The 13634-nt window shown below is 65.5% G+C and carries 7 protein-coding genes and 1 pseudogene; 6 read left to right on the top strand and 2 right to left on the bottom strand.

Annotated features, from left to right (window positions below; genetic code table 11):
* Nucleotides 1-140 precede the first annotated feature (140 nt).
* The 6 genes from ACP7AG_RS05280 to ACP7AG_RS05255 all read left to right on the top strand — a co-directional run bounded on the left by ACP7AG_RS05280 (nt 141) and on the right by ACP7AG_RS05255 (nt 11815).
* Entirely contained in the window at nt 141-3152 is a 3012-nt protein-coding gene (locus ACP7AG_RS05280) for a glycosyl hydrolase family 28-related protein (protein ID WP_426030055.1), read from the top strand.
* A 184-nt stretch (nt 3153-3336) separates the two neighbouring features.
* Entirely contained in the window at nt 3337-6345 is a 3009-nt protein-coding gene (locus ACP7AG_RS05275; RefSeq protein ID WP_426030054.1) for a TonB-dependent receptor plug domain-containing protein, read from the top strand.
* A 99-nt stretch (nt 6346-6444) separates the two neighbouring features.
* Nucleotides 6445-7524 carry a LacI family DNA-binding transcriptional regulator gene (locus tag ACP7AG_RS05270; RefSeq protein ID WP_426030053.1) on the top strand — a complete coding sequence of 360 codons (1080 nt, stop codon included), beginning with the start codon at nt 6445-6447 and terminating at the stop codon, nt 7522-7524.
* Nucleotides 7517-8812 carry an MFS transporter gene (locus ACP7AG_RS05265; RefSeq protein WP_426030052.1) on the top strand — a complete coding sequence of 432 codons (1296 nt, stop codon included), beginning with the start codon at nt 7517-7519 and terminating at the stop codon, nt 8810-8812. The genes ACP7AG_RS05270 and ACP7AG_RS05265 overlap by 8 nt, the downstream gene beginning before the upstream one ends.
* Before the next feature lie 79 nt (nt 8813-8891).
* A complete protein-coding gene (locus tag ACP7AG_RS05260; protein ID WP_426030050.1) occupies nt 8892-10175 on the top strand; it encodes an MFS transporter in 1284 nt (427 codons plus the stop codon).
* A gap of 8 nt (nt 10176-10183) precedes the next feature.
* Complete coding sequence (locus tag ACP7AG_RS05255; RefSeq protein WP_426030049.1) at nt 10184-11815, top strand: glycoside hydrolase family 43 protein; 1632 nt, start codon at nt 10184-10186, stop codon at nt 11813-11815.
* Between the two features lie 224 nt (nt 11816-12039).
* On the opposite strand, the pseudogene ACP7AG_RS05250 reads toward ACP7AG_RS05255, so the two are convergent.
* Nucleotides 12040-13175 (bottom strand): annotated as a pseudogene (locus ACP7AG_RS05250) (cupin-like domain-containing protein).
* The gene (locus tag ACP7AG_RS05245) at nt 13169-13522 is read right to left on the bottom strand and encodes a tryptophan 7-halogenase (protein WP_426030048.1); all 354 of its coding nucleotides are present in this window, start codon (nt 13520-13522) and stop codon (nt 13169-13171) included. The pseudogene ACP7AG_RS05250 and the gene ACP7AG_RS05245 overlap by 7 nt, the downstream one beginning before the upstream one ends.
* Between the last annotated feature and the right edge of the window lie 112 nt (nt 13523-13634).

Below are 13634 nucleotides of genomic sequence, written 5' to 3'. Positions count from 1 at the left end.
AGCGCACACCCAATTCGCGCAGTCGCAGCCGAGAGGCCGCGCGCCGATAAACGTCCACCCCCAACTGTCCCGGCCCTCGCGCCGGGACGTTTTTTTCGAGGTCCGCAATGCGAGGTTGGGTGACGACAGGAATGGCGGCGATGGCTCTGATCATAGCGGCCAGCGCTCCGGTGGCGCTGGCGGCGACCTCGGTGTCGGTCTTCGCGACCGCACCAGAAGATCCCCGCGCCGTGGTGGTCCGCGCCGTGGGCGATGGCCGCGCCGACGACAGCGCCGCGATCCAGGGCGCGATCGACGCCGCTGCGGCCAAGGAGGGCGGCGGGCTCGTTTTCCTCCCCTCGGGCCGTTACCGGATCAGCAAGACGATCTTCCTGTGGCCGGGCGTGCGGGTGTTCGGGGTCGGCGCCACCCGCCCGCTGATCCTGCTCGCGGACAAGGCGCCCGGGTTCCAGCGGGGGTTGGCCAACATGGTGATTTTCGCCGGGGCCAAGCCGGACCCGTCGCGTCGCGTCCCGTTCCCGCCGCCCGGGAGCGTGCCTTTCAACAAGGACATCGCCGACGCCAATTCGGGCACCTTCTATTCAGCGATGAGCAATATTGATTTCAAGATCGGCCGGGGCAATCCAGCGGCGACGGCGATCCGCTTCCACGCCGCCCAGCACGCCTATCTCAGCCACATGATGTTCGACATCGGGTCTGGCCTGGCGGGCCTGTACCAGGTCGGCAATGAAGCCGAGGACCTGCACTTCAAGGGCGGGCGTTACGGCATTCTGACGGAGAAGACCTCGCCGGCCTGGGGCTTCGTGCTGCTCGATTCCACCTTCGAGGGCCAACGCGACGCGGCGATCCGCGAGCATGAGGCTGGCCTGACCTTGGTCAATGTTGCCCTCCGCGACACGCCCGTGGGGATCGAGATCGATCGCGGCTATGGCGACTGGCTCTGGGGCAAGGACGTCCGGTTCGAGAACGTCTCGAAGGCGGCGATCGTCATTTCCAATGAAACCAGCGTCTACACCCAGGTCGGCTTCGAGAACGCGACAGCCGTCAACACCCCAATGTTTGTTCGCTTCCGCGACAGTGGCAAGACGGCGCCCGGCCTGGGAGCCGCCTATAGGGTGACGTCCTTCAGCCATGGCCTGACCCTGCCTGGCCTAGGCCAAATGGGCGTCACCAAGACGCTGATGAAGGCGGAGGTTGTCGCGACCTCGCCTGAATCGCGCGCGCCGGCGATCCGTGCTCTTCCGCCCGTGTCGGAATGGACCGATGTCCGCGCGTTGGGCGCCAAGGGCGACAATGCGACCGACGACACCGCCGTCCTCCAGCATGCCATCAACAGCCATAGGGTCCTGTATTTCCCGACGGGGTTCTACGTCGTCACCGACACCCTGCGGCTGCGACCGGACTCGGTGCTGATCGGCCTGCACCCAAGTCTCACCCAGATCGTCCTGCCCGATCACACGCCGGGCTATCAGGGTGTCGGCGCGCCCAAGGCCCTGATTCTGTCTGCGGCGGCGGGCGACAACATCGTCTCGGGGTTGGGGCTCAACACTGGCGGGGTGAATCCACGCGCTACGGCCCTGCTTTGGACCTCGGGCGAACGCTCGATGGTCAATGACGTCAAGTTCCAGGGTGGACACGGCACCAACCTGTATGACGGGACGCGGCTCAACCCCTACAACGCCAACGCCACGGCTGACGCCGACCCCGCCAAGCGCTGGGCGGGCCAGTATCCCAGCCTGTGGGTGACAGATGGCGGCGGCGGCACGTTCGCCAATCTCTGGAGCCCCAGCACCTATGCCTCTTCGGGCATCTACGTGTCCGACACCCAGACGCCCGGCCATGTCTACCAGGCCTCGGTCGAACATCACGTGCGCACAGAGATCAGCTTGAACCGCGTCGCCCACTGGGAGTTGCTCGCGCCGCAAACCGAGGAGGAGGCAGGCGAGGGCGAGGACACCGTCTCGTTGGAAATCCGCGACTCCCACGACATTCTCGTCGCCAATTACCACGCCTACCGCGTCACCCGGACCCGCCGACCCGCTTCGGCGGCGGCTCGTATCTACAATTCCCATGACATTCGCTTCCGCAATGTCGCGGTCAACGCCGAAAGCGGAGTGGGACTGTGTGACGAGAACGGCTGCGCCACCTTCCTACGCCTGAGCAAGTATCCCTACGAGAACGCAATCCAAGACGTCACCAGCGGCCTGGAAGTGCGCGAGCGCCAGTTCGCGGTGCTTGACCTGCCGGTCGTCCCGCCGCCCGTCGCGCCCTCTGTCTTCCCCACTGGCGCCCGCCTGGAGAAGCTGGCCGACGGCTTCTATTCGGCGGGCGGCGGGGCGGTTGATGCGGCCGGGACCCTCTATTTCACCGACCGCCGTCACCAACGCATCTACAGTTGGTCGGATGCGCGCAAGCTGTCGATCGTGCGAGACAACGCCCTGGATCCCGTCAGCCTGGCGATCGACGGGACTGGAAACCTGCTGGTGCTGTCGTCGGACGGCCGCGACGGGACCGTCTACAGCTTCAAGCCTGGCAGCCCCGACACGGAGGTCACGGTCATCGTGCCGACCTCGGTGGTTGACCATCCGGGCGCGGCGGCCGTGCTGCCAGTCAACTGGTGGAACAACGGCGAGTTTCAGGACCAGCTCGACGTCAAGACCGACCAGTTCACCACCCTGGCGGAGATGTTCGCCCGTGACATGGCGCTGCCGAAGTCCAAGGAATATGTTTCGCCCGACGGCAGCCTGGCCTTGCCGGTCTATCGCGTCTTCCAGATGGGCCCACCAGACTTCCGGGGGCTGCGCTTCTCCGATGCGCTCGACACCTACGGGTTCACGACGGCCAAGCCTGGCCAGCGGGTGTTCCTGACCAACAGTTCCGAGAACAAGACCTACAGTGGCTTGGTTGGAACACACGGCGCGATCACCGATCTGAAGCCCTTCGCCAACCGCGGCGGCGAGAGTGTCGCGACGGACGGGGAGGGGCGCGTCTATGTCGCCAACGGCCAGGTGTTCGTCCATGCCCCGGACGGTCGGGAGCTGGGGCGCGTGGACATCCCTGAACGACCACTGCAACTGCTGTTCGGAGGCCCCGACAAGCAGACGCTGTTTGTTCTGACCCACCACGCGCTCTACGCGATCCGGCGTCCATAGATCCAGGGTTTGCGGCCGCCTGGAGTCCGGGGGCAGGCCTTTGGCGCGCCCTCGAGGCTGGCGGCTGGCGCGCCGGATCGGCCGACCTACGACCATGGTCGTAATGGTGAGCGCCCCGCTTGTCTGACAGCTTCCTGCCTAGGCCATCGCAGATGGACTCAACGAAAAACGGGAGGCTGCAGGGATGAGTGCTTTAGGTCGGAAACGAGGGGCGTCACCCTTCCTGAACGTGTTGCTCGCGACGAGCGCGATCGCGATGGTCGTATCGGCTGGAACGGCCAGCGCGCAGGCGTCAGCTGGCCCCGCATCGCCCGAACCAGAGGCAACGGCCTTGACCGAGATTGTCGTCACCGGCTCGCGGATTCGGTCCACCGGCTTCACCGCCCCGACGCCGACCCAGGCGCTGGGCCAAGCGGACCTCGAGCGCAATGCCGAACCGAACGTCTTCACGACCATCGCTCAACTGCCCTCCCTGCAGGGCTCGACCGGCGCGACTACGGGCACGTTCAGCACATCGAGCGGCGCGCAAGGCCTGAGCTCGTTCTCGCTGCGCGGCCTGGGCACCATCCGCACCCTGACGCTGCTGGACGGCCAGCGCGTGGTGCCGGCTAACATCACGGGCGTGCCCGACATCAGCCTCTTCCCGCAACTGCTGGTTCAGCGCGTCGATGTCGTGACCGGCGGCGCCTCGGCCTCATACGGCTCCGACGCGGTCGGCGGGGTGGTCAACTTCATCACCGACAAGCACTTCGAAGGCTTCAAGGCCAATGTCTCGGCCGGGCAGACCACCTATGGCGACGACAAGCAGGTCGTGCTGCAACTGGCGGCGGGCAAGGCGTTCCTGAACGATCGCCTGCACGTCCAGGTCAGCGGCGAATATGACGACGAGGACGGCGTGCCGGCCGGCGGCTTCGGTGAAGACGCGCCGGGCAGTCGCGACTGGTACACCACCGCGACCCTGGTCAATCGCGGGGTCACCAATGACGGCTCGCCACAGTACCTCTATCGCGAGCACGCCCAAGCCTATCAGTACACCAAGTATGGCCTGATCAGCGCCGGGCCGTTGCAGGGCACCGCCTTCGACCAGGCCGGCAACCCGTTCCAGTTCCAGTACGGCTCCAACGGCGTGCCGTCCAAGGCCGCGAACGGCGCGGTCGTCGGCTGCTATTCGTCCGGCGGCTTCTGCGTCGGCGGTGACCTGTCGGGCAATGTCGGCATCGGCACGTCGCTGCAGTCCGAAATCAAGCGGATGAACAGCTATGGCCGCGTCGCCTACGACATCGACGACAATAACGAGATCTACGGAACGCTGAACATCGCCCGCGTCGAGAGCAGCAATCAGCCCAATCCGGGCGGGGCCACCACCGGCCTTACGATGCAGTGCTCCAACCCCTATCTGCCGGCTTCGGTCGTGGCCGCCTGCGCGGCCAACAACATCACCAGCTTCACCTTCGGCACCAGCAACGCCCTGCTGCCCAATAATATCGCGGTTCATCCCACGCGGACGCAATATCGCGGCGTGATCGGCGCCGACGGCAAGTTCGCCGCCTTCGGTTCGGATTGGCACTACGACGCCTATTACACGCACGGCGAGAACACCACCAACATCCACGTCAACAACATCATGTTGACCCCGCGCTACAGGGCGGCCATCCAGGCCACCCTGGTCAACGGCCAGATCGTGTGTTCCGACCCCGTCGCCCGCGCCAATGGCTGCGCGCCGATCAACGTCTTCGGCGGCCAGCGGCCCAGCGACGCGGCGCTCAAGTACATCGAGCCCGAGAACGGCCCGCACCAGCATTCGGTCCAGAAGCAGGACGTCGCCAGCATCAACTTCAGCGGTGAGCCCATTCAAGGCTGGGCGGGACCGGTGGCTGTGGCCTTGGGCGGCGAATATCGCCGCGAGGCCTACCACGTCCAGGGCGACCCATATGGCGACGGCTCGGCGGCCTCGCCCTATAGCACTGAATATCCGGCGGATCCGTTGCTCAATAAGGCGGGCAACAACTGGTACGCGGGGAACTATCACTCTGGCGCCGGCAAATACAGCGTCAAGGAAGCCTATCTGGAAGTAAACCTTCCTCTGGTGAACTCGGACGCAGCGGGCAAGGCCAACCTGAACGCTGCCGGCCGCTGGACCGACTACAGCACCTCGGGCACTGTCTATACCTGGAAGGTAGGCGGAACCTGGGACACCCCCGTCGACGGCGTCCGCCTGCGGGCCGTCACCTCGCGTGACGTGCGCGCGCCCAACCTTTCGGAGCTCTTCGCGGCCCCGGTCACCACCACGATACCCAACTTCACCATTCCCACGTCGACGACGCCGCCACCAGGCCAGCCCTCGGGCCCCGGCGCGCTGCTGGTTCTCCAGAACGTGGTCGGCAATGCAAACTTGAAGCCCGAGATCGCCAAGAACACCAGCCTCGGTGTGGTGCTGTCGAACCCCCAATGGCTGCCGGGCTTCAGCGTCTCGGTTGACTGGTACAACATCGTGCTGAACGGCGGCATTTCCAGCCTGAGCGCTCAGCAGGTGGTCAATTTCTGCTATGCGGGTCTGACGCAGTATTGCAGCAGCTTCAACTTCGCCCCGCCGGCCGGGACGACTGCCTACGTTAACTCACAGACGTTCAACCTGGCCTCGATCAAGACCAGCGGCTTCGACATCGAGGCCAGCTACCGGTTCGAACTGCCAAGCGTGCCGGGCCGTTTCGACCTACGCGCCCTGGCGACCAACACCCACAAGTTCGTCACCAATCAAGGCATCCCCAACGGCTCCGTCGTCAATACCGCGGGCCAAAACTCCGGGGCCACGCCAGACTGGAAGGTGCTCGCCGTCCAGAGTTGGAGCTCGGACCGGTTCATGCTCAGCCTGCAGGAGCGCTGGTTCAGCGACGGCGTCATCGGCGGCCAGTACATCGAGTGCGCCGCCGGCAGCTGTCCGGTGGGTAGAACCGTGGCGGTGAACAACAACTATCCGACCATCGACTACAACCAGATGAAGGGCGCCACCTATGTCGACGTGAGCGGCTCCTACAAGGTGACGAAGGATCTGCAGGCCTATTTCAAGGTCGCCAATCTCCTGAACCGGGATCCGACGCCTTCTCCTCAGACCAACACGGGTCTCGACGCCAATCCGGCGCTCTATGACCTGCTGGGGCGGTTCTATCACGTGGGCCTGCGCTACAGCTTCTAGCCCACGCCTGGCCCCTTGCTGCGGTTCGGTTCAAAAACCGGGTCGCGGCAAGTACGCCGGATCAAGGATCGCAGTGTTGGCAGACGTGAAGGTTGTCCATTGAACAGGCCAGACCGCGCCCGAGGCGCCACCATCGTCGATGTGGCGCGACTGGCCGGCGTCTCGCGCATGACCGTGTCGCGAGTCATCAATGACGTCACCAGCGTGCGTGAAGAGACGCGCCTGGCGGTCCTGGCCGCGCTCCAGGAACTCAACTACGAACCGAACCTCGCCGCCCGCAATCTCGTCATGGCCGGCGAACTGCGGATCGGGGTGATCTATGCCAATCCCAGCGCCGCGTTCATGAGCGACTTCCTGATCGGCGTGTTCGAGGAGGCCACCAACGCCGGAGCGCGGCTGATCCTGGTGCGAGGTGAAAGCGGCCAAGCCTTGTCGACCCACGAGTTGCAAAGACTGCTGGGGTCAGGCCTCCACGGCGTGGTCCTGACGCCGCCCCTGGGAGAATCCGCCGTCTTGCGCGATATCCTCCGCGCCGCCCATCTCCCGGTCGCGGTGGTCGCCGCGGGACGCCCGCCGAGCGACGCGGTCAGCGTCCGAATCGACGACCGCCGCGCCAGCCAGGCCATGGCCCAGCTTCTGCTGGATCTTGGCCATCGGAGGATCGGCTTCATCACCGGAAACCCTGACCAGACCGCCAGCGCCGAGCGCCTCGAAGGCGCTCGCGCGGCGATCGCCGCAGTCGAGGGGGGCGAACTCCTCCTCGCCCAAGGGGCGTTCACCTACGTTTCGGGTCTGCGCGCCGCGGAGGAGCTGCTGGACAACAACCCACCGCCCACCGCGATCTTCGCCAGCAACGACGACATGGCCGCTGCGGCCGTGTCGGTGGCCCACCGCCGCCATCTCGACGTGCCACGCGACCTGACCGTGGTCGGGTTCGATGACACGACCGTGGCCACCACGCTCTGGCCGCCGCTCACCACAGTGCGCCAGCCCGTGCGGCAGATGGCGGCGGTGGCCCTAGAGCGGCTGATGCGCGCCTTGCGATCGGCCGAGCCTTCGGCCGAAGCCTCTGCGGATTACGTTCTGGACCACACGCTGATCGAGCGTCAGTCCACAGCTCCGCCACAACGCACCCAGGTCGCGGGCGCGAAAACCCATGAGAGGTCATCGCATGCCTGATCCGTCTCTCGACATCGAGCGCGCCACCGTGGGGCGGGTGACCAAGCGGCTGATGCCGCTGTTTTGCCTGATGTACCTGATCGCCTATATCGACCGGCAGAACGTATCCTACGCCAAGCTCGACATGGTCCACGCACTGGGCCTCACCGAGGCGGCCTACGGCTTTGGCGCGTCGCTGTTTTTCATTGGCTACTTCCTGTTCGAGGCGCCGTCGAACCTGATCCTCGCCCGGATAGGCGCCCGCGTCTGGTTCGCGCGGATCATGTTTACCTGGGGCCTGGTCACCCTGGCCCTGGGGTTCACCCAAAACGCGACGATGTTTTATGTCCTGCGGTTCCTGCTCGGAGTCACCGAGGCGGGGTTCTTCCCAGGTGTCCTCTACGTCCTGACCCTTTGGTATCCGCAGGCTCATCGCGCCCGGATGGTGGGTTTGTTCATGATCGCCAGCGCCGTAGCCAACGCGGTCGGGGCGGTCCTGGGCGGCCTTTTGCTGGACCTGGACGGGACCTTGGGATTGGCGGGCTGGCAGTGGGTGTTCCTGGTCACCGGCGTTCCGGCCGTGCTGCTGGCGCCCTATGTGCTGTGGCGCCTGCCCGATGGTCCGACCCAGGCCCGTTGGCTGCCGGAAGGCGAGAGGGTCTGGCTGGCCAAGGTGCTGGACGCCGAGCGGGGCGGGGCGGTTGACGACCATCGCGGCGCCTGGAAGGCAATCTTCGACCCTCGCGTTCTAATGCTGGCAGGACTCTATATCGGCATGCCGCTGGGGGCCTATGGCCTGAGCTACTGGCTGCCGACCATCGTCAAGTCGTTCGGCGTTTCCAACAGCGTCAATGGGTTGATCAATGTCGTCCCCTGGCTGCTGGTCGCCGTGGCCCTCTGGCTGGTGCCGCGCCACGCCGCCCGACATGGCGCCAGCGCCTGGCACATCGCCGGACCCTGCCTGCTGGGCGCATTGGCCTTGGTCCTGAGCGTGATCGTGCCCGGCGCGACGCTGAAGTTCGCGATGCTATGCCTCGCCGCGCCGGCGATCTTCGCGGCCCAACCGGTGTTCTGGAGCCTGCCGCCAAGCTTTCTCAGCGGGCCGCGGGCGGCGGCCGGTATCGCGGCGATCAATGCGATCGGTAATCTTGGCGGCTTCATCGCCCAGAACCTCGTGCCGATGGTGCGAGATGCGACGGGCAGCATCCTCGCGCCGATGCTGGCCCTTGCCGCCGTGCTGGTGGTGACCAGCGTGCTGGTCTTCTACGCCATGGCGCGGCTGGACAAGGCGCGGGCGAGGGCCGCGTGACCCGCCTAACGCTTAGTCCGTCGTCCGGTCGCGAGGCGCGAAGGCCGGTCGATCGATCGACACGACGTGGACCCACGCCATGAGCCGAAAGATCCGAAACCTTCGCTGGTGGATGATTGGGCTCGTGATGCTGGGGGCGGTGATCAACTATCTCGCGCGCAGCACCCTCGGCGTGGCCGCGCCCACGGTGCTGGCCGAGCTGCAGATCGGCCCAAAGGAATATTCCTGGATCACGGGCGCCTTCCAACTGGGCGTCATGCTGCAGCCTCTCTGCGGCTATATGCTCGACTCCATCGGCCTGAAGCTCGGCTTCGCGCTGTTCGCCACTGTCTGGTCGGTCATCACCATGGCCCATGGCTTGGCCGGCAGTTGGCAGGCGCTTTTGGGACTCCGCGGGGCGTTGGGCGTCGCCGAGGGCTGCGCGCATCCGGCGGGCATGAAGGCGGTCTCGACCTGGTTTCCGGCTCGGGAGCGCGGCTTGGCCGGCGGGGTCTACAACATCGGCGCCTCGATGGGCTCGGTGCTGGCGCCGCCCTTGGTGGCCTGGTCGATCCTGGTCTGGGACTGGCGCGCGGCCTTCGTGGTGGCCGGCGGCCTGGGGTTGGCCTGGGTGGTGCTTTGGCTCTTCACCTATCAGGCGCCTGACAAGCACAAGGCGCTGTCCGACGCCGAGCACGATTTGATCACCGCCGGCCAGGAGAGCCATCTTGAGGACACCGGGACGCGGCCCTCGATGCTCAGTCTCCTTGGCCAGCGCAATTTTTGGGGCATCGCCCTGCCGAGGTTCCTGGCCGACCCGACCTGGGGCGCCCTGTCGTTCTGGATCCCGCTGTACCTGGTCACGGTCCGGCATTTCGAGTTGAAGCAGATCGCCCTGTTCGCCTGGCTGCCCTTCGTGGCGGCCGACCTGGGCTGCCTGTTTGGCCCCATGGTGGTGCTGTTCCTGCAGAGGCGCGGGGTCAGCCTGATCAACGCCCGGCGTGGGGCTTTCACGCTGGGCGCGTTGCTGATGACCAGCATGATGTTCGTCGGGCGAGTTGAAAGCCCCTATGTCGCCATCGCCCTGCTGTGCCTGGGCGGCTTTGCGCATCAGACCCTGTCGGTGACGGTGATCACCCTGTCGTCGGACCTGTTCCGCCGCAACGCGGTGGCGACCGTCGCCGGCATGGCCGGGTTCTTCGCCAATCTGGGGGTGCTGATCTTCTCATTGCTGATTGGAAGCCTGGTCGCCACGGTCGGCTATGATCCGTTCTTCGTCGCCCTGGGCGTTCTGGACCTGGCAGGCGCGACGCTGCTGTGGATCCTGGTTCGCGACCCGGGCGCGTCGCCAACCTCCAAGCCCGTTACCGTTTCCGCCCTGTAGAGCGTCCCATGCCGCAAGCCGCGATCTCGAACCCAATCCTTCGGGGTTTCAATCCCGACCCCTCGATCGTGCGGGTGGGCGAGGACTACTACATCGCCACCTCGACCTTCGAGTGGTTCCCCGGCGTTCAGATCCATCATTCGCGAGACCTCGTGAACTGGCGGCTGCTGACCCGACCTCTGACCCGGCCAAGCCAGCTGAACATGCTGGGCGCGCCCGACAGCTGCGGGGTCTGGGCGCCGTGCCTGACCCATGCCGATGGTCGGTTCTGGCTGATCTATACCGACGTCAAGCGCTATGGCCGCACCACGGTGTCGGGAGCCTCGGGCGCCAGCCTACGCGATTTCCACAACTATCTTGTCACCGCCGACAACATCGAGGGGCCGTGGTCCGACCCGGTGTTCCTAAACAGCAGCGGCTTCGACCCGTCGCTGTTTCATGACGACGATGGCCGAAAGTGGCTGCTCAACATGCTGTGGGACCATCGGCCGAACCGCAACCACTTCGCGGGCATCGTGGCCCAGGAATATGACCCGACGGCGCAGGTGCTCGTCGGCGCGCGCAAGCTGATCTTTCCCGGCACGGCGCTAGGCCTGACCGAGGCGCCGCATCTCTACAAACGGGGCGGATGGTATCATCTGGTCACGGCCGAGGGGGGCACGGGCTTTGGTCACGCGGTGACCATGGCTCGGTCACGCGCGCTTCAAGGGCCCTATGCGCTGCATCCCGACGGACCAGTCCTGACCGCTCGGGATCGGCCGCACGCGGCGCTGCAGAGGGCAGGGCACGCCGACCTGGTCGAGGCGTCCGATGGTCAGACCTGGATGGTTTACCTCTGCGGCCGCCCCTTGCCCAATCGTGGGCGCTGCACGCTCGGACGTGAGACTGCAATCCAGCCGATGGTCTGGGGCGCCGACGGCTGGCTGCGCACGCGCGACGGGTCGAGCGAACCCGAACTAGCTCCGCCCGGACCGGGCCTGCCGCCCGCGCCGTTCCCGCTGGACCCCACCCGGACGGTCTTCGACGCTCCGACATTGCCGATCGACTTCCAGTGGCTGCGTTCGCCGTTCCCAGATGAGCTGTTCAGCCTGACCGCGCGCGCCGGTTGGCTACGCCTGTTCGGTCGCGAGACGATCGGCAGCCAGTATCGCCAGGCCTTGGTCGCCCGCCGCCAGCAGGCCCACTGTTACTCCGCCCAGACGGTGTTGGACTTCGTTCCCGAGCATTTCCAGCAGGCGGCGGGGCTGATCTGCTATTACGGCGCCAACAAGTTCCATTATCTGTACGTGTCACGCGACGACGAGCACGGGCGCCACATCCAGGTGATGTCGGCTCTGCCCGACAGCCCCCAAGCCGACGCCTTCACCATGCCTATTCCACTGCCCGAGGCGAGCCTTGTCCACCTGCGGGTCGAGGTCGATTTCGAGCACCTGCGCTTCGCCTTCAGCCTGGACGGCGAGGCATGGACCTGGCTGCAGGAGGTGTTCGACGCCTCGATCCTGTCGGACGAAGCCACCGCCCCGGGCGCGCCCAACTTCACCGGCGCCTTCGTCGGCATGGCCTGTCAAGATCTTGCGGGCACGGCGCGGTCAGCCGATTTCAACAGCTTCGAATATGTCGAGCGGGCTTATCGGACCTAGGCGAGCCGCAAAGGGAAACCTGACGAGGCCGCTTCTTGGTGCTCATTGACGTCATGGCCGGCGACGCAAGGCGGCGCCGGCCATCTGTCTAGAGCATTTCCCGACCTGACTGCGTCAGGCCGTGAGCTCTAATCTTTTGTTTTGACGCATTTTTCTTCACGCGAACCGGCACCACTTCGCTCGAAAAATGCTCTAGCGTTGCTTCGCAAGCCACCTGATCCCGCTTAGTTGCCGCGGAGAAGCTGCATCACTCTCGCGCGAATTCGGCCGTAGTTGGCGGGCGCGAGCGGACCGAGAAGACCCCGGCGCTCTGGCTGCAAGTGGCTGACGGGATGACCGTTTTCGCGGAAGACGTAGTGCTCGAAGAGCGCCTTCCATGCTCGACGTTCTTCCAGCGGTCTTTCGCTCACGGCGATCATCGACAGGAGGAGGCTGGTGTAAGGCGAGTCCGGCCCCGCGGCGAAGGCGTCCCACCAGTAGTTTACCGAGCCGTTGAACGGCGCCGTCGCCTCGACCTGATGCCACCACAGCTTGGGCAGATAGAGCGCGTCGCCGGCGTGCAACTCCGTGATCAGCGCCTGGTCGCGCACCCCGGCGAACCGGGGGAACCGCGCGTCGTCCGGCGGCGACGAAGCGGCCAGACTGACTGGCTGGCCGGCCATGGTGTTGTCGATGGGACCGACATAGAGCTCGCCGATCAACTCCGGCGGATAGAGGGTGAAACGCCTTGCCCCAGCCACCACGCAGGCCAGATTGTCCAGGGTGTCGTAGTGGGAGGAGACGTTGGAGGCATGGCCCAGCCAAATCCGCTGGCCGGTTGTCCGGCCCAGCAACGGCATGGGGTTCTGGCTTGAGAAGCCTGGGACAGGCTCATGCGCCGATGCTCGAAATTGAAGCCCGCCAAGTCGTCGCTGTAGTAATACTTTCCAGCGATCTGAGGCGCCCCGACAAAGGCCTCCATCGGGGCGCCGGTGTCGAATCTGGAAACATGGTCGCGGAAAGCCGCCGGCGATCGCGCGCCGGCCTCAACGACCGGCCAGTCGGCGACGAGGCCGCGCAGCACCACCGGGCGACAGGGCTCGATACGCTGGGTAAGAACCTCCGCCTCGCCCAGGAACCGAGACGCCAGCGCCTGCGCCGCGACAGTGTTGAAGGGTTCGACCTCGGTGCGGAAACCCATGCCATAAAGGATGTACTGGTAGCTCGAGGCAGGAAACACCTCGTCCAGCCGGTCAAACTCGTCGAGAAATCCCGGCGACTGGTACTTCCAGAGGCGCAGCAATTTCTGCAGACGCTCAGGGATGCTCGCCGGATCGACATTGGCGCGCCAGAACGCGCTGTCGGTCCGCTTCGTCAGCACATAGTGCAGCTTGAGGAAGTCGATGATCCGGCCCCAACGACGTCGCCCGCCTGCGAAGTCGTGATGCTGGCGATGTCGCCCGTTTCGCTCAGATTCACCCGTTCGACATCGGCCAACACATGACGCACGCCAAGCTTTTCCGTGCAGTGCTTCTGCAGGAACGGCGCGAATTTGCCGGCGTCCAGGTGGTAGGCGTAGTTGGCCATGCCCTGGTATTCGGGCGTGGTGATGGTCTTGGGCGCCAGGCCCTCGTCGCAGAGCACGCCTTGAGGGCAGACCGCCTGGTCGAACGTCCGGCCACGGCTATCGGCCAGCCAATGCGGCGCCAGGTTCACCTGGCCGTGCACCGTCCGATTTGCAGCGGCTTACCGACATCTTTTCGCCTACCGGCGTTCCGCAGAGGTAGCGGTAAGATTGAAAATTCGATGCGGTCAAGAGTTGCGAACCGCCAAAGTCTAT

Origin of the sequence: Caulobacter sp. DWP3-1-3b2 (genome assembly GCF_049896325.1) — a bacterium.
GTDB lineage: Bacteria > Pseudomonadota > Alphaproteobacteria > Caulobacterales > Caulobacteraceae > Caulobacter.
The sequence above is the reverse complement of the archived record's forward strand: the minus strand, read 5'-3'. Positions and strand labels throughout refer to the sequence as shown.